At 63.2% G+C, this 25,859-nt stretch carries 21 protein-coding genes; 14 read left to right on the top strand and 7 right to left on the bottom strand.

The features are described from left to right. Window positions 1–19: 19 nt before the first annotated feature. Both NKI66_RS08655 and NKI66_RS08650 read left to right on the top strand, forming a co-directional pair. On the top strand, window positions 20–835 hold the full coding sequence (locus tag NKI66_RS08655; protein ID WP_352751434.1) for a UDP-2,3-diacylglucosamine diphosphatase: 816 nt from the start codon (window positions 20–22) through the stop codon (window positions 833–835). A 124-nt stretch (window positions 836–959) separates the two neighbouring features. Next, on the top strand, window positions 960–2,174 hold the full coding sequence (locus NKI66_RS08650) for an MFS transporter (RefSeq protein WP_352751432.1): 1,215 nt from the start codon (window positions 960–962) through the stop codon (window positions 2,172–2,174). On the opposite strand, the gene dgcA is transcribed toward NKI66_RS08650, so the two are convergent. Further along, entirely contained in the window at window positions 2,145–3,128 is a 984-nt protein-coding gene (gene dgcA / locus NKI66_RS08645; protein ID WP_352631662.1) for an N-acetyl-D-Glu racemase DgcA, read from the bottom strand. The genes NKI66_RS08650 and dgcA overlap by 30 nt on opposite strands. A 76-nt stretch (window positions 3,129–3,204) precedes the next feature. Between dgcA and NKI66_RS08640 the strand changes: the two genes are divergently transcribed. The 4 genes from NKI66_RS08640 (at window position 3,205) to NKI66_RS08625 (ending at window position 7,291) form a co-directional block, all read left to right on the top strand. Further along, window positions 3,205–4,392 (top strand): MlaE family ABC transporter permease, encoded by a 1,188-nt coding sequence (locus NKI66_RS08640; protein ID WP_023810578.1) that lies wholly within the window; start codon window positions 3,205–3,207, stop codon window positions 4,390–4,392. Between the two features lies 1 nt (window position 4,393). After that, entirely contained in the window at window positions 4,394–5,215 is an 822-nt protein-coding gene (locus tag NKI66_RS08635) for an ABC transporter ATP-binding protein (RefSeq protein WP_352440286.1), read from the top strand. A 14-nt stretch (window positions 5,216–5,229) separates the two neighbouring features. Further along, entirely contained in the window at window positions 5,230–6,603 is a 1,374-nt protein-coding gene (locus tag NKI66_RS08630) for an MlaD family protein (RefSeq protein ID WP_352440287.1), read from the top strand. Window positions 6,604–6,682: 79 nt separating this feature from the next. Next, entirely contained in the window at window positions 6,683–7,291 is a 609-nt protein-coding gene (locus NKI66_RS08625) for an ABC-type transport auxiliary lipoprotein family protein (RefSeq protein ID WP_502895168.1), read from the top strand. Between the two features lie 51 nt (window positions 7,292–7,342). Here the strand turns inward: NKI66_RS08625 and NKI66_RS08620 are convergent, their stop codons facing one another. After that, window positions 7,343–7,957: a 3'-5' exonuclease gene (locus NKI66_RS08620; protein WP_352751429.1), complete on the bottom strand. Its 615-nt coding sequence runs from the start codon at window positions 7,955–7,957 to the stop codon at window positions 7,343–7,345. Between the two features lie 185 nt (window positions 7,958–8,142). Further along, entirely contained in the window at window positions 8,143–14,454 is a 6,312-nt protein-coding gene (locus NKI66_RS08615; RefSeq protein WP_352751427.1) for a kinesin, read from the bottom strand. 272 nt (window positions 14,455–14,726) lie between these two features. On the opposite strand from NKI66_RS08615, the gene NKI66_RS08610 reads away from it, so the two are divergent. The 3 genes from NKI66_RS08610 (at window position 14,727) to NKI66_RS08600 (ending at window position 16,749) form a co-directional block, all read left to right on the top strand. Next, window positions 14,727–15,095 carry an Hpt domain-containing protein gene (locus NKI66_RS08610; RefSeq protein ID WP_128303564.1) on the top strand — a complete coding sequence of 123 codons (369 nt, stop codon included), beginning with the start codon at window positions 14,727–14,729 and terminating at the stop codon, window positions 15,093–15,095. Window positions 15,096–15,206: 111 nt separating this feature from the next. After that, window positions 15,207–15,527, top strand: coding sequence for a 2Fe-2S iron-sulfur cluster-binding protein (locus NKI66_RS08605; RefSeq protein ID WP_013531878.1), 321 nt, complete (start codon window positions 15,207–15,209; stop codon window positions 15,525–15,527). Between the two features lie 193 nt (window positions 15,528–15,720). Then, window positions 15,721–16,749: an NAD(P)/FAD-dependent oxidoreductase gene (locus tag NKI66_RS08600; protein ID WP_352751424.1), complete on the top strand. Its 1,029-nt coding sequence runs from the start codon at window positions 15,721–15,723 to the stop codon at window positions 16,747–16,749. Between the two features lie 3 nt (window positions 16,750–16,752). On the opposite strand, the gene NKI66_RS08595 is transcribed toward NKI66_RS08600, so the two are convergent. Beyond that, complete coding sequence (locus NKI66_RS08595; RefSeq protein ID WP_352751422.1) at window positions 16,753–18,234, bottom strand: MDR family MFS transporter; 1,482 nt, start codon at window positions 18,232–18,234, stop codon at window positions 16,753–16,755. Window positions 18,235–18,439: 205 nt separating this feature from the next. Continuing rightward, on the bottom strand, window positions 18,440–19,099 hold the full coding sequence (locus NKI66_RS08590) for a DUF922 domain-containing Zn-dependent protease (RefSeq protein ID WP_050592737.1): 660 nt from the start codon (window positions 19,097–19,099) through the stop codon (window positions 18,440–18,442). 103 nt (window positions 19,100–19,202) lie between these two features. On the opposite strand from NKI66_RS08590, the gene folP reads away from it, so the two are divergent. The 3 genes from folP to folK are packed head-to-tail and all read left to right on the top strand — an operon-like array spanning window position 19,203 to window position 20,913. Next, the gene (gene folP / locus NKI66_RS08585; protein WP_352751420.1) at window positions 19,203–20,054 is read left to right on the top strand and encodes a dihydropteroate synthase; all 852 of its coding nucleotides are present in this window, start codon (window positions 19,203–19,205) and stop codon (window positions 20,052–20,054) included. Between the two features lie 3 nt (window positions 20,055–20,057). Beyond that, on the top strand, window positions 20,058–20,417 hold the full coding sequence (folB, locus tag NKI66_RS08580) for a dihydroneopterin aldolase (RefSeq protein WP_023813034.1): 360 nt from the start codon (window positions 20,058–20,060) through the stop codon (window positions 20,415–20,417). Then, window positions 20,401–20,913: a 2-amino-4-hydroxy-6-hydroxymethyldihydropteridine diphosphokinase gene (gene folK, locus NKI66_RS08575; protein WP_023813033.1), complete on the top strand. Its 513-nt coding sequence runs from the start codon at window positions 20,401–20,403 to the stop codon at window positions 20,911–20,913. The genes folB and folK overlap by 17 nt, the downstream gene beginning before the upstream one ends. A 27-nt stretch (window positions 20,914–20,940) precedes the next feature. On the opposite strand, the gene NKI66_RS08570 is transcribed toward folK, so the two are convergent. Both NKI66_RS08570 and NKI66_RS08565 read right to left on the bottom strand, forming a co-directional pair. Continuing rightward, window positions 20,941–21,486 carry a DUF924 family protein gene (locus NKI66_RS08570; RefSeq protein WP_023813032.1) on the bottom strand — a complete coding sequence of 182 codons (546 nt, stop codon included), beginning with the start codon at window positions 21,484–21,486 and terminating at the stop codon, window positions 20,941–20,943. A 14-nt stretch (window positions 21,487–21,500) separates the two neighbouring features. Then, window positions 21,501–23,336 (bottom strand): monovalent cation:proton antiporter-2 (CPA2) family protein, encoded by a 1,836-nt coding sequence (locus NKI66_RS08565; RefSeq protein WP_023813031.1) that lies wholly within the window; start codon window positions 23,334–23,336, stop codon window positions 21,501–21,503. A 160-nt stretch (window positions 23,337–23,496) separates the two neighbouring features. Here NKI66_RS08565 and NKI66_RS08560 point away from each other — a divergent pair, with 160 nt between their 5' ends. Then, on the top strand, window positions 23,497–24,486 hold the full coding sequence (locus NKI66_RS08560; protein ID WP_352751418.1) for an AraC family transcriptional regulator: 990 nt from the start codon (window positions 23,497–23,499) through the stop codon (window positions 24,484–24,486). A gap of 60 nt (window positions 24,487–24,546) precedes the next feature. Further along, on the top strand, window positions 24,547–25,755 hold the full coding sequence (locus tag NKI66_RS08555; RefSeq protein ID WP_352440296.1) for an MFS transporter: 1,209 nt from the start codon (window positions 24,547–24,549) through the stop codon (window positions 25,753–25,755). Window positions 25,756–25,859 lie beyond the last annotated feature (104 nt).

Below are 25,859 nucleotides of genomic sequence, written 5' to 3'. Positions count from 1 at the left end.
AAGCAACGGTGAAATCGCGATGTCCGGCCAAGAGCCCCGCACTTTCCGCAGCATGTTCATTTCCGACGTCCATCTGGGCTCGAAGGCGGCCAAGGCCGAGTTCCTAATCGATTTCTTTCGGTATCACGATGCCGATATCATCTATCTGGTGGGCGACATCGTCGACGGCTGGCGGTTGCGGCGGAGTTGGCACTGGCCGCAAAGCCACAATGACGTCGTGCAGAAACTGCTGCGCAAGGCGCGCAAGGGCGCCAACATCACCTACATCGCCGGCAACCATGACGAGTTCGCCCGCCAGTTCCAGGGCGTGCATTTCGGCGGCATCGTCGTCGCCGACCGCGCCATCCACGAGACCGCCGACGGCAAGCGGCTGCTCGTCATCCATGGCGACCAGTTCGACACCGTGGTCCACAATGCGCGCTGGCTCGCCTATCTCGGTGATCACGCCTATGACGCGGCCATGCTGGTCAATCGCGTGGTGACGCGGCTGCGGCAACTGCTCGGCCTGCCGTATTGGTCGTTTTCGTCCTGGGCCAAGCACAACGTCAAGAAGGCGGTGAACTTCATCGGCTCGTTCCAGACCATGCTTGCGGACGAGGCGCGCCGCTCGCATGTCGATGGCGTCATCTGCGGCCACATCCATCATGCCGTCATCGAGAATTTTGGCGATGTCCAGTACATCAACACCGGCGACTGGGTGGAAAGCTGCACGGCGGTGGTCGAGCATTTCGATGGCCGGATGGAAATTCTGACCTGGGCGAAGGTGCTGCCAGAGTCGCTGGACGAGCCCTTTATCCCGCTGCTCATCGAAGATCGGGTAGGGCAGGCGGCATAGGCCGGAGTTCGTCTCAGCTGCGGGATCAATCGATTAGTCCAAACGGTTTCGCCCGGTTTTCGTCCATGTTAAGGGATCGACACGCGTTGCCGTCCGGTCGAATACAGCGCGATTGGATCGATTCATGGCCCTGCCGCAGCTCTCGCCCGAACAACTCGTCAAGCCGCGCCATTTCGAACTGCGCATGAGCCTGATCTTCGCGACGCTGTACGTGCCGCTCGGAACGCATTTGCCTTATTTTCCACTGTGGCTGCAGGCCAAGGGTTTTCACGCCGAGCAGATCGCCGTCATTCTGGCGGCGCCGATGTTCCTGCGCGTGGTGACGACGCCGTTACTGACCGCGCTGGCCGACCGTGCCAGGGACCGCGCCGATGTCTATGTCGCGCTGATGGCTGCATCAATGCTCTTGTCGGCAGGTTATTTCCTGCCGCCGACCTATGCGATGGTGCTGGCGGTCTCATTGGCGCTGACCATTGTCTGGACGCCGCATTCGCCGATCGCCGATTCGCTGGCGCTTTCGGGGGTCCGCCGCTTCGGTTCGAACTACACAAGCATGCGCAAATGGGGCTCGATCTCCTATCTCTGCGCCAATGTCGCCGGCGGCTTCATTCTGTCGGCAACCGGCTCGCAGGCCGTTCCGGTTGTCATTCTGGCGGCGTTTGCCGCGGCCCTTGCCGCCGGCCTGCTGGCGCCGCGTCTAGGCCGTCCGCGGCGCGCCTCACCGCTGTCGGCCGCCGACATCCAGCATTCGGCGCCGAAGCTTCTCAACCCGTATTTCCTGTATTTTTCCGTCGGCGTCGGCGTCATCACCGCCAGCCACGCATTCCTCTACGGTTTCGTCTCCATCTATTGGAAATCGATCGGCATCAGTGATTCGGTTGTCGGTCTCTTATGGGCTTGGGGTGTGGTGTCGGAAGTCTGCATGTTCATGATGTTCACCCGCTTTTTTGACCGGTTCTCCGTCGTGTCGATCATGGTGATGGCGGGGATCGGCTCCATCGTGCGCTGGATCGCCTTTCCGCTGGTCTGGCCGCTCGGCCTCGGCATTCCCGGTTTCTTCGGTGTCCAGTCGCTGCACTCGGTCTCGGTGGCGCTTGGGCTGATCGGCCTGCAGAAGATGATCGGCGAAACCGTCTCCGAGGAGCGGACAGGTGCCGCGCAAGGCATTGCCTATTTCTCCAACGGCTTCTTCATGGCGGTGGTGACGCTGGCGTCCGGCCCGCTCTACGACCGTCTCGGCGTGGACGGCTTCTTTGCCATGATCCCGATCGCCTTGATCGGGCTGGTGCTCATCGGGCTTGCTGCGCGCTCAGCCCCACAGCGCCACATCGGGCGGTGACACCAGCGATCCCTGGTAGATAAGGCCCGGTACCCGGTCGCGGGCAAGCAGCAGCGGACCGTCGAGGTCGACGAAATCGGCATGCTGGGCAAGCAGCACCGCTGGCGCCATCGCCAGTGACGTGCCGACCATGCAGCCGACCATCACGCCGAAACCGAGTTCGCGGGCGCGATCGCGCAGCACCAGTGCCGCAGTCAGGCCTCCCGACTTGTCGAGCTTGATGTTGACGGCATCGTAGAGACCGACAAGCGCTTCGAGATTCTCAGCCTCATGCACGCTTTCATCGGCGCAGATCGGCACGGGATGGGCGATATGGCGCAGGATCTCGTCACGACCGGCCGGCAGCGGCTGTTCGATCAGCGCGATGCCTTGTTCGGCGGCAAAGGCGAGGTTCGCAACGATGTTGTCGTCGCTCCAGCCCTCATTGGCGTCGAGGATGATGCGGCTGTCTGGCGCTGCCTGCCTGACCGCGCGGATGCGGGCAATGTCGTTGTCGCCGCCGATCTTGACCTTGAGTAGCGGCCGCGCGGCATTGGCGCGGGCCTGCGCCGCCATCGCCTCCGGCTCGCCCAGCGACAGCGTGTAGGCGGTTTCGAGCGCCTGCAAGGGAAGAGCACCTATCGCGACTGCTACCGAGGTTCCGCTGAGCTTTGCCTCCAGATCCCACAGGGCGCAGTCTATGGCGTTGCGGGCGGCTCCGGCCGGCATCGCATCGAGCAAGGCGGTCCGGCCGATGCCACCGGCGATCCGGCCACGCATGGCCTCGATGGCGTCGCGCACGCCCTCCATGGTCTCGCCATAGCGCTTGTAGGGGACACATTCGCCGCGGCCGAAGTGGCCGCCGTCGCCGATCGTGCAGGAAATCACCTCGGCTTCGGTCTTGGAACCGCGCGAAATGGTGAAGGTTCCGGCGATGGGAAAACGCTCGGCCTCGACCGAAATGACACGCGCCATATTTTTCTGCTCCTGCTATGCGACAACCGTTGTCGGCAAATCGACAGGTCAGACCCGTCAGGCTAAACAGGACGCCATGTTGACCATCGGCAAGCGCGACGCAAGCGGCACGACCGCAGGGGAGGCTGACCACGAACCGCGCGTGGCGATCGGCGAGGAGGATGGCGTTCTTGGCTGCGCTTTCTCCGGAATCTGGACCACAAGGACCGTCGCGCTCATCGACGCCGACATGCGCAAGATCGAAAAGCGAAGCGGCTTCAAAACCTTGGCGCTCGATGTTTCCAAGATCGAGAAGATGGACACCGCCGGCGCCTGGCTGATCGACCGGCTGGTCAGCGCCTTCGAGAAGAAGGGCGTCGAGATCCAGATGCAAGGCCAGAGCGAGATCGCTTCGATCCTGCTCGAAGCTGTCGGCGAGGCCGTGCGGCGCGAACCCGAATCCGGCCCGGCGCGACCGCCCAACATCGTCATTCGCGCGCTGGAGGCGGTTGGCCGCCGGGTCTACGAGATGCGTGACGATTTTCTCGCCTCGATGAACATCCTCGGCGCCACCATCCGTGGCGCGCAAATGAAGCTCGGCCGTGGCCATGCCGTCAACCCGGCGGCGATTTTCAACCAGATTGACCGCATGGGCGTCGGCGCCATTCCGGTGGTGGTGCTGATGTCGGCGATCGTCGGCGCCATCGTTGCCCAGCAAGGCGCCTATCAGCTCAGCTATTTCGGCGCCGATATCTTCGTCGTCGACCTGGTCGGCGTGCTGATCCTGCGCGAGCTTGGCGTGCTGATGACGGCGATCATGATCGCCGGCCGCTCCGGCAGTGCGATCACCGCCGAGATCGGCTCGATGAAGATGCGCGAGGAGGTCGACGCGCTGAAGGTCATCGGGCTCAACCCGATCGGCGTCCTGGTCTTTCCGCGGCTCGTGGCGCTGGTCATCGCCTTGCCGTGCCTGACCATCATCGCCAATTTCGCCGCACTCGGCGGCGGCATACTGGCTGCCTGGCTCTATTCCGACATCCCGCCCGCCGCCTTCATCGACCGGCTGCGCGTCGCCATCGATCTCAGCACCATCTTTGCCGGCCTGATCAAGGCGCCGTTCATGGCCATGATCATCGGCACGATTGCCTCGGTCGAAGGCATGAAGGTCGGCGGCAGCGCCGAATCGCTCGGCCAGCATGTTACCGCTTCGGTTGTGAAGTCGATCTTCGTCGTCATCATCCTCGACGGACTTTTCGCCATGTTCTACGCAGCGATCGAGTTCTGAGATGAAGCTGCGAAACAGGAAAAGGGCAGGCGCATTGGCTGATGACGCGGGTGAGGGCGACATCGTGCTATCCGCGCATGACATCAGCGTGTCCTTCGCCGACAAGCTTATCCTCGACAGACTGTCGCTCGACATAAGGCGCGGCGAAATCCTTGGATTTGTCGGCGCCTCGGGTGCTGGTAAATCCGTTCTGCTGCGCACCATTCTCGGCCTGACGCGCAAGCAGTCGGGTACGATCAAGCTGTTCGGCGTCGATATCGAGAAAGCTGATGATGCGGAGCGTCTGCGCATCGACATGCGGCTTGGCGTGCTGTTCCAGCACGGCGCGCTGTTCTCGGCGCTGACAGTGCTGGAAAACGTCCAGGTGCCGATGCGCGAATATCTCGACCTGCCGCGAAAGCTGATGGACGAACTGGCGATGCTCAAGATCGAGCTGGTCGGGCTGCCGCCCGATGCAGCGCAGAAATTCCCGTCCGAACTGTCCGGCGGCATGATCAAGCGCGCCGCGCTGGCCCGGGCGCTCGCGCTCGATCCCGACATCGTCTTCCTCGACGAGCCGACATCGGGCCTCGATCCGATCAGCGCGGCGGAGTTCGACGAGCTGGTGGTCAAGCTGCGCGATACGATGGATCTGACCGTCTACATGGTGACGCACGATCTCGACACGCTGTTCACCGCTTGCGACCGGGTGGCCGTGCTCGGCAAGAAAAAAGTGCTGGTCGAAGGCACCATCGGCGACATGCTGAAGAGCGAGGAACCGTGGGTAAAGTCCTATTTCCGCGGAAAACGCGCCCGGCAACTTGATCTTGCGGCGCGCGCATAGCCATAAGTGGGACAATGGAAACCAGAGCCAACTACGTCATTGTCGGCATCTTCACGCTGGCCGCGATCCTGGCGGCGTTTGCCTTCGTCTACTGGACGGCGGCCATCGGCGACAAGGGCGAGACGACGTTGCTGCGCGTGCGCATTCCGGGCTCTGCGTCCGGGCTTGGCCGCGGCAGTTTCGTGCTGTTCAACGGGGTCAAGGTCGGCGACGTCAAGCGCGTCTATATCGACGTCGACAATCCGACGGTTGCCATCGCCGATACCGAGATCGACCGCATGACGCCGATCACCAAATCGACGCAAGCCGATATCGGGCTTGCCGGCCTGACCGGGCAGGCCAACATCGAGCTCAAGGGCGCCGACCCCAAGGAAGTGAAACTCCTCGACCAGGCGGAAAAGGAAGGCAAGGTCGCCGAGATCGTCGCCAACCCGTCGGCGGTGACCAACCTCTTGCAGACGGCGCAGAATATCTTCACCCGCGCCGACAAGGTGCTGACCGAGCTCGAAGGCTTCACCAGGGACGTTCGCGGGCCGCTGACGCAGACCGTCCAGAATGTCCAGACCTTCTCCGATGCGCTGGCCAAGAATTCGGACGGCATCGACAAGTTCCTGTCCGCCGCCAGCACGCTGGCGGATGAGCTGAAAGGCGTTTCCGGCAAACTCGACGGCACGCTGAAAGCAGCCGAAGGCCTTCTCAACGCCGTCGACAAGGACAAGATCAAGAGCATCGTCGCCAATGTCGACGCGGTAACCGGTAACCTCAAGGAGACGTCGAAACAGCTCGACGGCGTGATCAAGAACGTCGATACGGCCGTGGGGTCGGTCAACGATTTTACCAAACGGACGCAAGGCACGCTGGCCAAGGTCGACAACGTGCTCGACGGTATCGATCCCGCACAAGTGCGCTCGGCGCTCGCCAACATCCAAAAGGCCAGCGAGAGCGCCGACAAGGCCGCCGCCGACATCGCTGAGGTGACCCACAAGTTCGCCAACCGGGCCGACGACATCGACCAGACGATCAAGGATGCAAAGCAGCTCGCGCAACGGCTCAACGATGCCTCGGTGCGCGTCGATGGCATTCTTGCCAAGGTCGATACCTTGCTCGGGTCGGGCCAGGCCGACGGCGTGATGGCGGATGCCAGGGCGACGCTGAAGTCGTTCAAGCAGGTTGCCGACACGCTGAATGCCCGCCTTGGCGTCATCACCGACAATCTGGCGCGCTTCTCGGGACAGGGGCTTTCGAATGTCGAGGCTTTGGTGCAGGACAGCCGCCGTTCGATCAGCCGCATCGAAGAGGCGGTGACCGATCTCAGTCGCAATCCGCAGCGCATCCTTTCGGGTGGCGACGGCGAGGTTCGGCAATTCGATGGCAGGGCGCGGCGTTGACTTCGGCGTCGGCGCGCCCCAGAAACATGAGCCGCGAAAGCGGGTCGATCTTACGATCCGGGGACAACGGGGATCGCGCGTGAAGTCTGTGTGGGTGAAAACGGGCGGGTTGACATCGGCTGCGGCACTGCTTGCCTTGACGCTGGCCGGCTGCGCGGCGTTGGGCGGCAAGCCCGCGCCGCTCGATACGTTCGAGTTGTCGGCGCCTTCGGTCGACGCGCATGGCCACAGCCGCCGGCAGATCCTGATCGCGCAGCCGTCGGCGCTCAAGGCGCTGGACAGCCAGAACATCGTCATCAAGCCGTCGGATCGCTCGATCCAGTATCTCAAGGGCGCGCAATGGGCCGACCGGCTGCCGCTGATCGTGCAGGCGCGGCTGGCCGAGACCTTCCAGCGCTCGGGCAGCTTTGCCGGCGTCGGCAAGCCGGGCGAGGGCCTGGCGATCGACTATCAGGTGATCGTCGAAATCCGGTCCTTCGAGGTGCGCGTCGAAGGCGGCGAGCATGCCGAGGTCGACCTGTTCGTGCGCATCCTGAACGATCGCAACGGCGAGGTCCGTGCCTCCAAGAGCTTCACCGCAGCCGCACCCGTCTCGGGCAGCGGCAATCCTGCCTATGTCAGCGCGCTCGACAAGGCGTTCGGCGACGCCGCCGGGCAGATCGTGAGCTGGACGGATTCGGTGATCTGAGCGCGGGGGCGCCGGAATCCCACAAAGCTTCATCCCCCCAGGCTTCTCTACCTACAAGCGGTCGAAGATTTCCGGGCGGAGCTTTCCGGTCTTCATCAGGTACTGCAGGGTATAGGTGACGGACAGCGCGTCACCGAGCGCGTCGTGCCCCTGCAATGGCGGGTGTTCGACGCCGTAGTAATCGGCGAGCTTGTTGCTCGGCGTTCTCGCCAGATCCTCGATCGGCATTCCGGCCGCGATCAGCAGCTTGACGGCATTGTCAAACCGGGTGGCCGGGACCGGAGGCTGAATGCCCGCGACATAGCAACTGATGGCGATCATGTTCAATTCGTCCTTGCCCCAGGACCAGAATCGCGACCCTCCGGAAAAACGATCGACGTCGGCGAGCGCATCTCCTAGCGCCACGCCTTCGGTCTCCAGATCTTCCTCGGTGATGCCGGTCAGTTTGGTGAAGAACGGATCGAGGGCGTATCTCTGACCAAACCGGTCGACCGGTCTGATATAGGCTTTGTGTGTGCCGAGCAGGGGGAAGTCGCCTTCAAGTCCAAGCCTGACCGCACCGATCTGCGCGATCACCGGGTCGGGGTCGTGTGCCGCGCACCAGAATCGGCGTTGCGAGCCCTCCAGGCAAAGAAACTCGCAGTCGAATATGATTGCCGTCTTCACGATCACACCCTTCGAGCGTCAGGCAGCGGGTATTGTCGGTGGACTTCAGTGCGTCGGAAATCCGACTTGGGCAAGTCCCGAACGCGTCGATCGGCTTGCAAACGTGCTGCGGGCAGGTTCGGCGCGTGCCGGAGGTTCAGCGCAGTCACGGGCGGGACCATGGCCCCGCCTGTTCAATTCCTGTCTCAATGCAGGCGGCCGCTCGCATGGGCCAGCATGGTGTAGACCTTGCCGGTGTCCGACGTCAGGTAGGTCTGCGCCATGATGTTGTCACGGTCGTTGCGCGAGACATCCTTGAGCAGCTTCTCGAAATCGTCGCAGTAGCGGTCGACGGCGGCGCGGAACTCGGCCTCGGCCTGATACTTGCGACGAATCTCGTCGAACGTCTGCTGTCCCTTCAGCGTGTAGAGCCGCCGCGTGAACACGTCACGCTCGCCGCGTCGGTAGCGGTTCCACAGCTCGATCGAAGCATCGTGGTCGATGGCACGCGCGATATCGACGGAGAGCGAGTTCAGCGATTCCACGACATGCAGGGGCGAGCGCTGGGCAGGAGTAGCGCGCTGCGCTTCCACGGGGGCCGTAGGGGCTGCCGACCTGAGGTCCTCATCGTTCGATGCCGCGGTAAGCAGATCGCGCACCCATCCGCCCTGAGGCGTGCGGGCACTGGCATCGCCGCGCGGACGCGGTGCCGCCTCGGCAGGACGCTCAAGGTCGAGCGTGCCTCGCAATGCAGGGCCGCCCAAGGGCGCCTGAGGCGTGCGCAGGTCCGGCTGCGGTGCCGGTGCGCGGCGCGGCGGCTCGGCAGCGCGTGCGGCCGGCGCTTGCGGCGCCGGGCGCAGGTTGCGTGGTTCTGATCCGTCACCGCCGCCGCGGCCGGACTTGGCCACGATGTCCGAAAGCTCCTTGAGGGCGTTGATCTGCTCGGAAACGGCGCGGCGGATGGCCGAAGTCGATTCCTTTGCCTCTTCCGGCATTTCGATGACGCCCTTCTTGAGCTCGGCCCGGGTCAGGTCGAGTTCGCTCTTGATCGAGCCCGCGGTGCGCCGCATCTCTTCGGTCGCATCGGCAAAGCGCTTGGTTGCCGAATCGACGACGTCGGTGATGGCATTGCGGATCTTGTCGGCCGATTCCATCGTCTTGCCTTCGGCGTTCTGCAGCGTCTGGCCGACGAGATTTTCGAACGAGCGCATGACCCTTTCGAGATCTTCCGACTTCTTGACCAGGCCGACGGCGAGGTCTTCGAGCGACGATTGCCTCTCGAGCGTGTGTTCGAGATTGCTCTGGGCCGAGCTCAGCAGGTCCGAAGCGCTGGACAGCAGGCGGCTGTGTTCGTCGAACTTGGTGGCGATCGACGCCACCTCGCGCAAGGTGGACGACGACAGTTCCGTCAGCCTTGTCGTGTTCGAATCGACCAGTCGCGCCGAGCTGGCGAAGGTCTGCGCGGCTTTCTCCGTGGTGGCGGCGAAGCTTTGCGTGCTGCCGCTCAGGCGCTCATCGACCTGGCCGAGATTGACCGCGGCCTGCTCGATCAGCTGGCCGAGCTGCGAACTGGACTTGGTCATCCGGCCGATGAGATCGGCGACGCTGTCGGACAACGACGAGCGGGCGCCCTCGACCGCCGACAAGGTTTCGGCGGTGCGGTTCGCGAGTGCGTCGACAAGCGCGGCATTCTCGCTGCGCAGCTTCTCGGTGGCGCGTTCGGTGACCTCTTCCATGCTCTTTTGCAGGTCCGAGCCGCCCTGGGCGAAACGCTCGACCAACGGCCGTGCGGTTTCGTCGAGGATCTTCGACATTTCGGCCGAACGTGCGGCGAGCATGGTGTTGAGTTCGCGGGTGTTGGCGCCGATCGTCTTGGCGGCATCGTTGGTGCTCTGGCCGATATGCTGGCCGACCGCGGTGAAGGTCTCGGCGATCACATTGGCGCGCGAGACGAGTTGCGCCTCGGCATTCGACACCTGTTCGTTGAGCTTCTGGCCCATCGTCTCGGCCGTGAAGGCGAGGCGGTTCTCGACGCCTGAGACCTGCTGTTCGACACGGGCGGCCGCGGCCGCCGCGCTCGAGGCGAGCCGCTCGTCGGCGCCGGCAAGCGCCTGCTCGATTTCGCGGGCGTGCACGGCCATGTCCTGGCCGGTCCGCCTGGCGCGTTCGGCGACCCTTTGCTCGGTATCGGCAAAGGCACCGACGATGGTCTCGGCATGCTCGCCGATCGTGGTGGTGCTGCTGGCGATGCGCGACACCAGACGCTGATCCGCGTCGTCGAAGATACGGCCGATTTCCGAGGCACGGCTCGACAGCGCTTCCGAGCCTTCGGCGATGCGCGAGACGAGTTGCTGGTCGGCGGCATCGAAGATGCGGCCAAGGTCCGATGCGCGTGCGGCAAGCGCTTCGGCCGATTCGCCGATGCGCATGCCGAGCCGCTGGTCGGCGCCTTCGAAGTTGCGCAGGATGTCGCCGGCGCGCGCGGCCAGCGACTGGGCCGTTTCGATGGCGCGGGCGACCAGCTTCTGGTCGGCGGCATCGAACGTGCCTGCAATCTCGCTTGCACGAGCTGCCAGATGATCGGCGGTGTCCTGAGCCCGGGCGGTCAGCTGATCGGCGGTTTCCTGGGCGCGGGCGGCGAGCTTCTGGTCCGCCGCTTCGAAGGTGCCGGCGATCTCGCTTGCGCGAGCAGCCAGTTGATCGGCGGTTTCGTGGGCGCGGGCCAGCAGCGAGCTGGACGTGTCGTCCGCACGGGCAAGCAAGGCGCTCGACGTATCTTCCGCACGGGCGTGCAGGCGACGGTCTGCATCCTCGAAGGTGCGGGCGATGTCTTCGGCCCGCGCCAGCAGGGCGGCGGAGGTCTGCTCGGCGCGCTCGGCGATCTTGCGGTCGGCGTCGCTGAACGCGGCACCGGCCTGCTCGTGCAGGGTGCTGGTGACTTCCAGCACCTTCTCGCGCAGGGCGCCGGCGACAAATACGGCGCTCTTCTCGAGCACGGCGCGGACGTTGTCGACGCCTGTCGAGAGCGCACGCTCCATGGTGCCGGCGCGCTCCTCGATGATGCCGGTCTGACGGCTGAACGCCTGCTCGATCTTCTCGACGTCTCCTGCAATCGCGGCAGAGATGTCCGAGCTTCTGGCGGCGATCTGGTCGATGTGACCCGACAGCGACCGGTCGACGTCCTTGCGGGCCTCGGCCAACTTGCCCAGATCGTCTTCCAGTGCGCGGGCCAGCATATTACGGCCCTCGGACAGCTTGCCGACATGTCCGGCGATGACGTCGTCGATATCGCCACGGCTTTCGGTCAGCTTCTGCAGGTCAGCTTCGAGGGCGCGTTTGAGAATGTCGCGGCCCTCGGCCAGTTTCTCGACCTGGCCGGCGACCAGACCGTCGATGCTGGAGCGGCTTTCGGCCAGCTTGGCGAGATCGGCTTCCAGCGCGCGCTTGAGAACATCGCGGCCTTCGGCGAGCTTCTCGACCTGGCCGGCGACCAGGCCATCGATGCTGGAGCGGCTCTCGGCCAGCTTGGCGAGATCGTCCTCGAGCGCCTTCGACAGGGTCGAGCGTTCCTGGACAAGCCTTTCCGCGTGGCTGTTGACGAGGCCGCCGACATTTTCGAGGTCGGCTTCAAGCGCTTTCGACAGCGTTGAACGATCCTGGACGAGCCTTTCGGAATGGCTGTTGACCAAGCCGTTGACGCTTTCGAGATCAGCCTCGAGCGCCCGGGCGAACTGTGCCCGGTCATCGACCAGCTTCTGCGACTGATCGGCAATGGTTCCCTTGATCGCATTGAGGTCGGATTCCAGAGCGCGCCGCAGGATGTCGCGACCCTCGGACAACTTCTCGACCTGACCGGCAACGAGCCCGTCGATGCTGGAGCGGCTGTCGGCCAGCTTGGCGAGATCGTCCTCAAGGGCCCTGGACAGGGCGGAGCGGTCTTGGACAAGCTTGTTCATGTGATCGGCGATGACGCTGTTCACATTCTGCAGGTCGGCTTCCAGGACCCGGGAAAGCTGACCGCGGTCCTCGGCCAGCTTTTCCGACTGACTTGAGATAACGCCCTTGATCGTGTTCAGGTCGGATTCCAGGGCGCGCTTGAGAATGTCGCGGCCTTCGGCCAGCTTTTCGACCTGACCGGCGACCAGACCGTCGATGCTAGAGCGGCTCTCGGCCAGCTTGGCAAGGTCGGCTTCGAGCGTCTGCGACAGCAGGCCGCGGTCCTCGGCCAACCGTCCCGAATGGCTTTCGATCAGGCCGCGTATGCCGGACAGATCATTGTCGAGCGAATGGGAAAGCTGCGTGCGGTCCTCTGCCAGTTTGGCGGAATGGGTTTCGATGAGGCTCTTGATGCCGAGGATGTCGTTTTCCAACGCCTTGGCGAGCACGGCGCGGCCTTCGGCGATCTTTTCCACCTGACCGGCGACCAGACCGTCAATGTCGGCGCGGCTGTCGGACAGTTTGCCGAGGTCGGCTTCCAAGGCGCGCGACAGAATGTTGCGGCCCTCGGCGAGCTTGCCGACATGGCCAGCGACCATTTCATCAATGATCGTACGGGCTTGCACCAGTTTCCCGGAGTCTTCGTTTAGGGCAGTGGAGAGCCTGTTGCGGCCTTCTTCCAACCTTTCGAGATGGCTGCCGAGCGACGCATCGATGGCCGCCCGCGATTCATTGACCTTGCGCAGATCCTCTTCGAGAGCGCGCGAGATCAGGCTGCGGCCTTCGGCCAGCTTCTGCACCTGGTTGGTCACCGCCGCATCGATGCCGGCGCGGCCCTCGGCGAACTTCGCCAGGTCGGCCTCCATGGCCGCGGCCATGCGCTCGCGGCTTTCGGACAGTTTCCTGCTGTGGTTCTCGACAGCTTCCTCGATGCCGACGCGGGCGTCGGCGAGCCGCTGGATGTCGCTGTCGAACGAACGCGACACGACGTGACGGGCGGCTTCCATGCGTCCGGCGAAGTCGCTGGCGCGGGCTTCGAGCATGGAGGAGGTCGAGGTGACGATGTCGGCCATGTCGGCGCCGATCTGGGTCTTGCCCTGATCGATCATCGCCGACAGCGTGTCCTTGCTCTCGGCGAAGGTGTGCGCGATTTCACGGGCGCGCTCGACCAGCGTTTCGTTGATCTGGCGGGCGCGGGCCTCGAGTGCCGCATTGAGCTTCTGCGTTCCGGTGTCGAGCGCCTCGGCGCGGGTCTGGAACTCGCTGATCAGTGCCTGGCCGCGTTCGGCGAGCGTGCGCTCGATGCCGTTGAGGCTGGCCTCGAATTCGGAATTGAGGGTGCGCGCGGCACCGCCGAGCAGTGACACCATGCCGGTGGTGCGATCGTCCAGCAGATCGGTCAAGGACCGCGTCAGGCCGTCCGTGGTGTCCGTCAGCTTGGCAATGCGGGTGTCGAGCAGGCTGGCGAAGGCCTCGCCCGAGGTCGACAGCCGGTCGGTGATCGAATCGAGCCGGCCTTCCACCGAATCGAAGATCGACATCGAGCTTTCGTTGATGCGGTCGATGAGCGTGTCGCCGGAATTGGTGATCGTCATCGACAATTTGGTCGATGCATTGAGGATCGAGTCGCGGATGATGTCGGAGGCGGCGCCGATCTCGTCCTTCAGCGTCTCATGCGCGCCGGTGATCGAGGCGCGGACGCGCTCGGCATGGGTGACGACGGCTTCGCGCTCGCTGCCGAGCCCGTCGACCAGCGAACGGATGCGGGATTCATTCTCGGAATAGGAGCGTTCGATCTGGTTGACTTCGCTGTGGACAAGCGTTTCCAGTTCGACGGCGCGGGCAAGTGTGCGTTCGATGCCTTCGCCCATGGCCGCGACCTCGCGACGAACGGCCTGGCCGATCATCATGACGCGATCCTGGGCAAGGTTTTCCGGCTCGGTCAGGCGGAAAGCCACTTCGGTCATCGACTGTGCGGCGATGCGCATTTCCTGGGCGCGGCGAATCATGGCGGCGAAGGCCCAGAACAGAATGACGGGCACGATGGCCGCGACGGCGAGGCCGATCAGCTCCGGACGGGCAAGGAACTGGTCGAGCGTACGGATTCTCCAGATGCTCGGTCCGAAAAGCAGATTGGCCAAACCGCCGGCGCCGGCGAACCAGGCGAGCGAAACGAAGGCGACGACCCAGTAAATGGTGTTCGAGGCACGCCTGTTGAGGCTGTGCAGAAGCGTCTTGTAGTCCTTCTGGCGATCGTCATTGGCCGGCGCGAAACCCGCGGGCTGGGCGCCATTGCGCGGTTCCACGGGGCGCAATTCGGCAGGCTTGGCCTTGGGCGCGGGTTTCGCGGCGTGGTTCTGATTGACCACGGGCTCCGGGTTTTGTTCCGGCTTATGATTGCGTCCCTCGCGCGCCAGCTCGTCGGCCGCCTGGGATATCTGAGCTTCCAGATCCTCCATCGAAGCCGCGATGTCGAGGTCGCCGCTGCCGATCTCGTTGCTGAGGTCGAGATCGAGCGCCTTTTCCAGTTCCCTGGCCACGTCGCTGTCGAGAGTTCTCGTCGTCGTTGGTTTCTTTGCCATGCCTTCGCTACCCTGTACTAGCTGCCGCGGGCTTATAATTCTGTTTGTCTTGCCCCGCGCAGGAGGCTGAAAATGGACCCCTCGTATCGTAATGACACAGGGGGGTAAAGAAAACATGCATTCCGCGGGATACGTAAAACTTTAAATATAAGGTTAACGGAACTGTGATTTGGGCGCCGCTTTGGCAACATTTTTCCCGGCCATTCATTAACCCGTTGTCCATTGGATTCGCCTAGGTTTTTGGGCGAATCGAAGAAACGGAGTTCGAGTTTATGCGTGGCGAAAGCGGCATTGCCTTCTCAATGCCCGGGGGCGACGTATCCGGACCAAGGCGGTCACGGCCGGTCGATTTGGCACACCTTGCCCGCCAGACGATGGGTGACCGCAGCCTTGAGCAAGAGGTGCTGGCGCTGTTTGTACAGCAGGCGCTGTCCGTGCGCGACAGAATAGTCGACGCCGACATCAAGGACCGGCTTCTGCTCGCCCATGGATTAAAGGGTTCGGCACGGGGCGTGGGCGCCTTTGCCATTGCCGATTGCGCCACCGAGATCGAGCGCCGGCCGGAAGACGGCCAGACGCTCAAGCGGCTTGGCACGCTGATCGACGAAGTGCGCGATTTCATCGCCGCCATCAACCGCTGAATCCGCGCCGAACCCGATTTGCGGAAAAACGTCATCGGGCGGCGCTTTCATGCGGCAGTTGACTTGTCAGCCGGAGTGATTATCTCGGCTGGAACTCCCTTCAGGTGACAAATGACCAAGCTGACTTTCATTGCCCATGACGGCACGCATTTCGACATGGACGCCGAGAACGGCTCTACGGTCATGGAGAACGCGATCCGCAACGCCGTGCCCGGGATCGAAGCCGAATGCGGCGGTGCCTGCGCCTGTGCCACCTGTCACGTTTATGTCGACGAAGCCTGGACGGCTGAAGTCGGCGAGCCGGAAGCGATGGAAGAGGACATGCTGGACTTCGCCTACGACGTCCAGCCCAACTCGCGCCTGTCATGCCAGATCAAGGTCCGCGATGCGCTTGACGGCCTGGTTGTCCGCGTGCCCGCTCGCCAGGGATAAGCGGTATCTTTGCCAACTGATTTTTCCCGCTGTGGCTTGGCAGCGGAGCGATGGTCATGCAGTGTCCTGCTGTTTCACTACAGCGCCGAGCGTCATCTTGGACGCGCAAAGGACGCTGTAGCACTTTTATTTGCGCATGATCCTTTCCGAAAATCGATCCGATTTTCGGGGTCATGCGCTGCGAGGCACAGGCATGACCGAAACCACCAGGACAGACGTGCTTATTGTCGGGGCAGGGCCGGTCGGCCTGTTTGCCGTGTTCGAGCTCGGCTTGTTCGACATGAAGTGCCACCTGATCGACATTCTCGATCGGCCGGGCGGCCAGTGCGCGGAGCTCTATCCGGAAAAGCCGATCTACGACATTCCAGGCTGGCCTTCGATCTCGGCGCAGGGGCTGGTCGACAAATTGCTCGAGCAGATCGCGCCGTTCAAGCCTGATTTCAGCTACAACCGAATGGTTTCCAGCCTGGAAAAACTGGGGGACGGCAGTTTTCGCGTCACCACCGACGAAAATGAGGTGTTCGAGGCCAAGGTGGTGGTGATTGCCGCCGGCGGCGGCTCCTTCCAGCCCAAGCGTCCGCCGATCCCCGGCATAGAGCCCTATGAAGGCAAGAGTGTCTTCTATTCGGTGCGCCGGATGGAGGATTTTCGCGGCCATGACCTCGTTATCGTCGGCGGCGGCGACTCGGCACTCGACTGGACGCTGAACCTGCAGCCGGTGGCAAAGAGCGTGACGCTGGTGCACCGGCGGCCCGAGTTCCGTGCCGCCCCCGACAGCGTCAACAAGATGTATGCCATGCAGGAGATGAGGCAACTCGAATTCCAGGTCGGGCAGGTGACCGGATTGACCGGTGCCGACGGCCAACTGTCATCGGCCACCATCAAGGGACCGGACGGCGACGTCGAGGTGCCTTGCACGCGCATGCTGCCGTTCTTCGGCCTGACCATGAAGCTCGGACCGATCGCGGAGTGGGGCCTCAACCTTCACGAGAACCTTATTCCGGTCGATACCGAGAAGTTCCAGACATCGGTGCCTGGTATCTTCGCGGTCGGCGACATCAACTGGTATCCGGGCAAGCTGAAGCTGATCCTGTCGGGCTTCCACGAAGTGGCGCTGATGGCGCAGGCCGCCAAGCGCATCATCAGCCCCGGCGAGCGCATCGTTTTCCAGTACACGACCTCCTCGACCAGCCTGCAGAAGAAGCTCGGCGTCTCCGGCTGAAGCTTACTCGGCGAGGATGGGCGCCGCATTGTCGGCGTAACCGCGAAGCTCCTTTTCGGGCATCAGCGTCAGCGTGATCAGCCCCAGCAGCAATGTAGCGGCGGCGACGGCAAAGATCATCACGAACGGCTCGACCGTCGCGCTATGGCCCACGATCCGCACGCCTTCACCGGCAAGCGGCAGGCCGTAGCCCAGAGCGACCGCGCCGAGCATCGCGACACCAAGCGCACTGCCAAGCGAACGCAGGAATGTCAGCACGCCCGTCGCGACGCCGAGATGCACGCGATCGACGGCGTTCTGGACCGACACGGTGGTGACCGGAAACGTCGTTCCGGTTCCAAACCCGATGCAGATCGTCAAGACCTCTACCTCCAGCAGCGTTGCATATCCTGCGACGACGGCCAGCAGGCAGAGGCACAGCATGCTGAAGACGACGCCCACCATCGCAATGCGCTTGTAGTGGGTGAAATGCGGTATCATACGCCCGCTGAATGCCGCGCCGCCGACCGTCCCCAGCAGAAGCCCAAGCATCGCGATGCCCGACTCTGCTGCTGACAGGCCGAGCACCGCCTGAAGATAGACGGGCAGGTACACAGCCATGCCGACGCTTGCGGCCTGAAGCAGGAACATCGAAAGCGTGCCCGCCAGAACGATTGGATTGCCAAGCACTTCGAGTGAGATGAGCGGCTCGGCGGCTCGCATAAGCCGCAAGGCAAAAGCGCCCCAGAAAATCGCCGAACCGCCGAGAACGCCGATGACTTCAAGCGAAATCCAGGGATAGGCGCTGCCGCCCCAGTTCAATGCGAGCAGCAGCAGCGCCGTGGCAATGATCAGAAGCAACGCGCCCAGGCCGTCGATACGATGGCGCTTTGCGGCAACGGGCAGTTTCTTGAGCGGTTTGTTGATGATCGCCATCGCAAGAAGTCCAAGCGGAATGTTGATCCAGAAGATCAGTGACCAGTGCAGGTGCTCGGCGAAAGTGCCGCCGAGCAACGGACCGGCAACGCTGGCGACAGCCCATGTGCCGGAGAACCAGGCGGCATAGCGTGCCCGCTCGCGCGGCGGAACGAGATCGCCGACGACGGTCTGCGTCAAAGCGAACAAGCCGCCGCCACCGGCGCCCTGGATCGCCCGCCCGACAACCAGCACAAACATGTTGGGAGCCATCGCACTGACCAGCGATCCCGCCAAAAAGATCAGGATCGCGGCATAGACGGTTGGCCGGCGGCCGTAGACATCGGAAATCTTGCCGTAGAGCGGGGCCACGGCGGTAGCGGTCAGGAGATAACCGGTGACGATCCATGGCAGATAGTGTGCGTTTCCGAGCGCATGCCCGATGGTCGGCATGGCCGGCGCGACAATGGTCTGGTCGAGTGCCGCCAACAGCATCGACAACAGCACGCCGCCGATGATGGCGTTCTTTTCGCTCTCTGTTATCGGCGTGCCGGTTTCCGCCATCGTTTTGTTATCGACAGCCTGGTCCATGATCGTTCATCCAAAAGCTTGCGATTTGACCGGCGCTGTTCAGCCGTTCCGGTTTCTTGACCGTTTGGATCGCATTGGTGTTTTAAGCTCGCGTCTGGCGAGCCTGATATATGTCGTCCCATATAGGCCGGTTTCGACAGGGGCTCGAAAGTTTTTCGAATCTGGCACTACGCTTCGGCGAATTTGGCTTTCAGTTCGGGTGCGTTCAGGCCGGCGGCAGTCGGCCGTTGCCGATGCGCTCCATGCGGTAGCGCAGCAGCCGCAGGATGCGGCTTTCGAAATTGACGCTTTCGACGCGGTCGAACTGAAGCTGGGCGCGGTCGTGCCTGGCCAGAACAGCCGCGGTGATCGCGGCCGCCTTGGCCTTGGCGGCGTCGCAGTTCTTTTGCGGGTAGGTGGCCTTCAAGGCTTCTTCGAGTTCGCCGCCATGGTTCTTGGCGATTTCGACATGGCGCTCCTCATGGCGCTTGATGTCGGCGGACAGCGTATCCCAGAACAGCCTGACATCGGCATCGGCCTTGCGCGGGCGGCGCCACTCCGGAAGGATCACCTTCACCTTGACGGTCACCACCGCGTCGGCGATCCGGCAGGCACTCGGTGTCTGCGCATAGCTGATGCGGGTGGTGAAAGCCATTTGCGTGGCGCCCGGGTGCCGCGTGCCGGTGCTTTTCACCTCCGGCCCGCGTTTGGAGAGTTGTGCCTCGATGTCGTCGAGCGTGCTGCCGCCGATGGCGAAATAGCTGTACGTCTTGACGAGATTGGCGGCAGCCGCCGGAAGCGGGGTCATGGCGAGCAGCAGCGCGCAAGCCAAGGATTGTTTCACGCCCAAGGACGGTTTTTTCATGCCAAGCATGGATCGTTTCATCATGTTGCCTCTTCGACCACCTTGCTTTACGGCCGTTGCCGGCGCAATGAAATTGATCCGCCAGGGATCACACATGATTGATGAACTCCATGGTCGATGAGCAATGACGGCCAGGCGATGGCAGTTGGCGCATGGGCGCCATCTCGACCTTGGCGGCAAGGCCGTGGTCGTCGGCATCCTCAATGTCACGCCCGATAGCTTTTCCGATGGCGGCCAGTTCGACGCCCCTGAAAGGGCGCTGGCCCAGGCGCGCCGCATGATCGGGGAAGGCGCACGGGTCGTCGATGTCGGCGGAGAATCGACGCGCCCAGGTGCCGCCGCGGTATCGGCCAGCCAGGAACAGGACCGCATCCTGCCTGTGATCGAAGCGCTGGCGGGCGTGAGCGAGGTGCTGATTTCGGTCGACACCTATCGCGCCGACACGGCGCGGCTGGCGGTTGCCGCCGGCGCGCATATCGTCAACGATGTCTGGGGTTTGCAGCGCGAGCCCGATATTGCGCGTGTCGCCGCCGACACCGGCGCCGGGCTTGTCATCATGCATACCGGGCGGGATCGCCAGAAGCTCCCGGATGCGGTTGCCGATCAACTGACGTTCCTGCGAAAGTCGCTGGAAATCGCCCGCCAGAACGGCATCGCCGACGATCGTATCGTGCTCGATCCCGGTTTCGGATTCGCCAAGGAGACGGCGGAGGAAAATCTCGACCTGATGGCACGCTTTTCGGAATTGCATGCACTCGGCTTGCCGCTGATGGTCGGTACGTCGCGAAAACGCTTCATCGGCACGGTCACCGGCCGTGATGCCGCCGACAGAGGGGTCGGAACAGCGGCGACCAGCGTTATATTGAGGCTCCAGGGCGCCGATCTGTTTCGCGTCCACGATGTCGCATTCAACGTGGACGCTTTGGCGCTTGCGGATGCTATGCTGGCGCGTCAGACGGACCGGGCGAGAAACTGAGCGATGTATGTCATCCGCATGAAGAACTGCGCTTTCTTTGCCCGGCACGGCGTGCTGGACGAGGAGGAAAGGCTCGGCCAGCGCTTCTATGTCGATGCCGTTCTCACCGTCGATCCGGGCCGGGCGCTTGCCGAGGATTCCATCGAGGATACGGTCCATTACGGCATTGCATTCACCGTCATTGAAAAGATCATCACCGGGCAGCGCCGTTTTCTGATCGAGTCGCTGGCGCTCGAAGTGGCCCGTGCGCTGACGGCGCGTTTTCCGCAGATAAAGAAAGCCGAGATCACGGTGCGCAAGCCGAACGCACCGGTGCCCGGCGTGCTCGATTATGTCGAGGTGACCGTTGTCTGGCCCGAATAGTACCGTTTATCTCAGCCTTGGCGGCAATCTTGGCGATCCGGCGAAATCCATGGGCGCGGCGCTGCGAATGCTGGATGCCGACGCGGATACGCGCGTCACCGGCGTCTCGTCGCTTTATCGCACGCCGCCCTGGGGCAAGCTCGATCAGCCGGATTTTCTCAATGCGGCCGCCGAGATTTCCACCGTGCTTGCACCGCGTGCCTTGCTCGACCTCTGCCTCGATGCGGAGCGCAAGCTGAAGCGGGTGCGCGAGGAGCGCTGGGGGCCGCGGCTGATCGACATCGACATTCTGGTGTTCGGCGACCGCGTCATCCACGAGACCGGGCTGGAGGTGCCGCATCCGCGCATGCTGGAGCGCGCCTTCGTGCTGGCGCCGCTGGCCGAGATCGCGCCCAGCCTGGTTGTCAGCGGCCGCAGCATCACCGACCGCCTGGTCGCCGTCGATACTTCAGGCATCGAGCGATTGTCGTCCGGCCGGGATTGGTGGCTGGCCTGAGGTCCGGACGAGGCAGTAGCCGGATCTTCAGCCAGAGAAGCCGCCACCATCCAGGAACGCCTGCTCCTGCACCGTGGTTTCGCGGCCAAGCATCTTGTTTCGATGCGGAAAACGGCCGAAATGCTGAATGATATCGCGGTGTTCGACAGCGTATTTCAGGTAGGGCTCGGCCCTGGCCTGCGTCAGCTCGACCGAAATGTCCTGGTCGGCCAGCAGTTCCGAATGCTCGTACGGCAGGTAGAGGAAAACGCGGAGTTCTTCCTCGAGTGCCAGGTCATGGCCGGCCGCGACCGCCCTCTCTGCGAAATATCTGGCGAGCGGATCGGTCGCGTACATATGGCCGGTGCCGCGAAAACAGTTCCGCGGAAACTGATCGAGCAGGATCATCAGCGCCAGCGCGCCTTCGGCATGTTCCAGCCAGTCGTCGCATTCACGCCGAGCGGCGGCATAGTGCAGGCCGAGAAAGCGGTCGCGGAACTCGGCATCGAATGCTTCGTTCTTCTCGAACCAGGCATCCTCGCCGGCATCGCGCCAGAATTTGGTGACCGATAGGGCCCGGCTGTCCAATTCCATGCATAGTTCCTTGCTCAATCGGCGGGTTCGGACTTGTGCAGCACACCCGCGGTTTCTTCATTGAGTGCCTGACCAGGCCGGCGCGGCGTGGAGAGCGGTGTCGGAATCGGCGTGCCGATATTGCCTCTCAGGAAGCGCTGTCCGGCGCGAATGCCTTCGGCAAGCTGGGTTTCGAAGCGATCGGTGTCGCGGCGCCTGACGTCTTCGATCGTTTCAGCCACGTCTTCGGGGTCGACGCCCAGCGATTCCAGTGCCGAGCCACCGAAAACAAGTGCGGATTCGAAGGTTTCGCGCAGTTGGTAGTCGACGCCGGCACGAATGAGCTGCAGCGCCGTTCCACGGTCGAATGCGCGGGCCAGCACTGTGAGCAGTGGGAATTCGGCCTTGATCAGCTGGGCGATGCGAACACCCACATCGGCCTTGTCGACGCAGATCAGCACGGCACGCGCCCGGCCGGCACCGGCGGCATGCAGGATGTCCAGTCGCGTGCCGTCGCCATAGTAGACCTTGAAGCCGAAATCGGCCGCCGCCTGGATCATTTCGACATCATTGTCGATGATCGAGACGTCGATGCCGCGCAGCAGCAGCGGCTGGCTCGCGATCTGGCCGAAGCGGCCGAAGCCGATGACCAGCACGCTGCCGGTCAGGCCATCGGCGACATCGACGCCGTCGAGCGACTGCTCGTCGCGCGGCGTCAGATAGCGCAAGGCGATGATCGCCAGCGGCGTCAGCACCATGGAGATGATGACGATCGCCGTCAGCGTCGCGTTGGCGTTGCCGTCGATGATGCCGACCGCCGCGGCCGCCGAGTAGAGGACAAAGGCGAATTCGCCGCCTTGTGCCATGAAGACCGCGCGCTCCAGGGCTTCGCGGTGGCCTGATTTCAGGATGCGGGCGACGATGTAGATGCCGAACGCCTTCATCACCATGTAGGCGACGACATAAAGGGCGATCAGCCGCCAGTTCGCCGCGACCACATGCAGGTCGAGCGACATGCCCACCGCGAGAAAGAACAGACCGAGCAGGATGCCGCGGAAGGGTTCGATGTCAGCTTCGAGCTGATGGCGGAAGGTCGATTCGGACAAAAGCACGCCGGCCAGGAAGGCACCCATCGCCATCGACAGGCCGCTGAGCTGCATGGCGAGGGCGGATCCGAGAACGACCAGGAGCGCTGCCGCCGTCATCACCTCGCGGGCACGGGCATCCGCCAGGATGCGGAAGAACGGATTGAGCAGATAGCGGCCTGCCACCACCAGGCCGACGATCGCGGCGAGCCCGATGCCGACCTCGGTCAGCCGCTCCGACAGGCTGGTGTCGGCCCCACCGGGCGCCAGGAACGCGATCAGGGCCAGCAGCGGTACGATGGCTAGGTCTTCAAACAGCAGGACCGATACGATGCGCTGGCCTTTCGGGGCGGCGATTTCACCGCGTTCCTCGAGAAGTTGCATGACGATCGCTGTCGAAGTCAGCACGAAGCCGGCGCCGGCGACGAAGGATTGTGCGATCGGAAACCCTCCAGCCATGCCGACACCGGTCAGCAGCAGCGCGCAGACGCCGACCTGCAGCGCGCCGAGGCCGAATATCTCACGGCGCAGGCCCCAGAGCCGCGATGGCTGCATTTCCAGCCCGATGATGAACAGGAACATCACAACGCCGAGTTCGGCGACATGAAGAATGGCTTCCGATTCGGAAAAGACGCCGAGGCCGAACGGGCCGATCACCACGCCGGCGGCCAGATAGCCGAGAATCGAGCCGAGGCCCATGCGCTTGAAGATGGGGACGGCGACGACGCCGGCAGCAAGCAGCGCCACCACCTGAACCAGATCACTGCCCGATGCTTCCGCCGCCATGCCTCTTGTCCCTGTGTCTCGCAGCACTCCTTGCATGCAGTTGGAGCGGGAGGCAAGGCGAGAAATCTGCCGGGAAAGGTAGGGTGCCGTTGCAGCGATTCCCCTGGTGGAACAACGGTCCCCGCTTGCCTGTCGGACGTTCGGCATCTATATCTCGTATATGCCTGACTATTCGTCCCGGCCGTCTTCGACGCCACATATCCCGATGGATGCGCTCAGCGAAGTTTTACAAGACTTTCGCTTGAGTGGTGTCAACTATGGTCGCTGCGAGCTCCGGCACCCATGGAGCATAGACTTTCCGCAACAACAGCTGCTTCGGTTTCACTTTGTCGGCCAGGGCCCGTGCTGGATTCATACTGAATCGCAAGGCTGGCAGGAGTTGCGCGATGGCGATCTGGTGCTGCTGCCGCAAGGCATCGCCCATCGGCTGGCCAGCGCGCCGGACGTTGCAGGGGACTCGCTCGAAGGTTGCCAGGTGATCAAGTTGGGGGGCAACGTCTGCGAAGTGGTACGGCAAGGAACGGGAGCGACGAGCACCCTTTTCTGCGGCTCCATGGCCTTGGACTCCTATGCGCTCAACCCATTGATCACGTTGATGCCGCCTGTCATCAAGGGTTGCGACGTGGCCGGCAATGACCCGGTCGTCGGTCCTTTGCTGGCGGCCATGACGGTGGAGGCCTCGCAACCGCAGATGGGCAGCGCCACGATTCTGTCGCGTATGGCCGACTTGCTAACGGCCCGGCTCATACGCTGCTGGGTCAATTGCAACGGAGCCTCGACCACCGGTTGGCTCGCAGCCATCCGCGACCCCCATATAGGCCGCGCTTTGGCGGCCATGCACCGCGACCCCGGCCACAACTGGACGCTGGGAAGCCTGGCCGGCGTGGCAGGCCAATCGCGTTCGATTTTCGCCGAGCGTTTCAGTGCGGTATTGGGAGAGGGTGCCGCACACTATCTCGCCCGCCTGCGTATGCAGCTTGCCCGCGAATTGCTGGGCCAAAACGGCTTGTCGGTTGCCGAAGTCGCTACCCGTTTGGGCTATGATTCCGAGGCATCCTTCGCGCGAGCGTTCAAGCGCATCACCAATGTCTCGCCGGGCGTTGTGCGTCGCACAATTCCCGGACGAACGGACATGAATTTCGGATTCTAAGATACATATCATCCGAGCGGACTCGCCTATTTAAGACCTCCAAACTTTGGAGATCTTTCCGTGACTGACACAACATTACAGCTTGAAGACGCGGCGATTGGCCTTGATGCCGATGCACCAGCCGCGTGGAGCGCAGCCACTTGGTTCGCGGTCATTTCATTGGCGGCCACCAGCTTTGCCCTGGTGTCTGCCGAATTCCTGCCCGCAGGTCTGCTGACGCCAATGGCACGCGATCTCGGCATCAGCGAGGGGACGGCCGGCCAGGTCGTCACCGCCACCGCTTCCGTCGGCGCCGTGACGGCCATGTTGAGCAATGTTCTCATCGGCCGCTTGAACCGCAAGGCGGTGCTGGTTGGTCTCAGCGCCCTTGCGGTCGGTTCCAATATCCTGGCGGCGCTGGCGACCGATTTCTGGCTGTTGCTGTTGGGCCGGGCCGGACTGGGCATCGCTCTCAGCGCTTTCTGGGCACTTTCGGTCGCCGTCGTGGCGAGGCTGGTTGGCGCCAATGCGACAGGTCGGGGCATGGCGATCGTCACCCTCGGCGTCTCGCTTGCCACCATTGCCGCACCGTCGATGGGCGCGCTGATCAGTGACTGGATAGGGTGGCGCAGTGCCATGGCCATGACGGCGGGGCTGGCCGCGCTTGCCATGCTGCTGCAGTTTCTCAGCCTGCCGACCTTGCCTGCAACGGCAAGCAACAGCCTTGCAGATGTATTTCGGCTGACCCGGCGGCGCGGCATCCAACTCGGCATGTTGGCTATTGTTTTGCTGATGACGGGGCATTTTGCCGGCTCGGTCTATGTGCGTCCCTTCCTCGAACAGGTGACACTCCTTACAACCGGACCGATTGCCCTGGCTCTGCTCGGGTTTGGCATCGCTGCCGTGATCGGTAATGTTGCCGGCGGCCGCATGGCCGACACCAACATCCACATGGCCCTCGCAGTCACCGCAGCGTTGATGGCGGTTGCGGCACTTACTTTGGTGCTTTGGGGCTCGCATATCGGCGTTGCCTTCGGCTTCGTTACGCTGTGGGGTTTCGCCTTTGGCATGGCGCCGGTGGTGCTGCCGACCAATATGTCGCGCGCGGCGCCTGATGCGCTGGAGGCAGCGGGCAGCCTGATGGTCACCTCTTTCCAAATTGCCATCACCATCGGCGCGGTTGTCGGCGGCTATGTCGTGGACACCTATGGCGCGACTGGGCCTTTGACTCTGACTGCTATCCTTGCCGCATCGACCGCCGTCTTGGCGCTGCTGCAGCCGCGCAGCTGAACTTTGCTGCCGCTGATAAAATAGCCTGAATCCGGGCCGCCGCCGATGTTGCAGGCGCGATACACAAGTTGAGGCCGGGAACACGTTGCATCTTGCCGCAATCG

This window comes from Mesorhizobium sp. M0518, from assembly GCF_040321125.1.
Taxonomy (GTDB): domain Bacteria; phylum Pseudomonadota; class Alphaproteobacteria; order Rhizobiales; family Rhizobiaceae; genus Mesorhizobium.
This window is presented reverse-complemented; position numbering and strand designations above follow the sequence as displayed.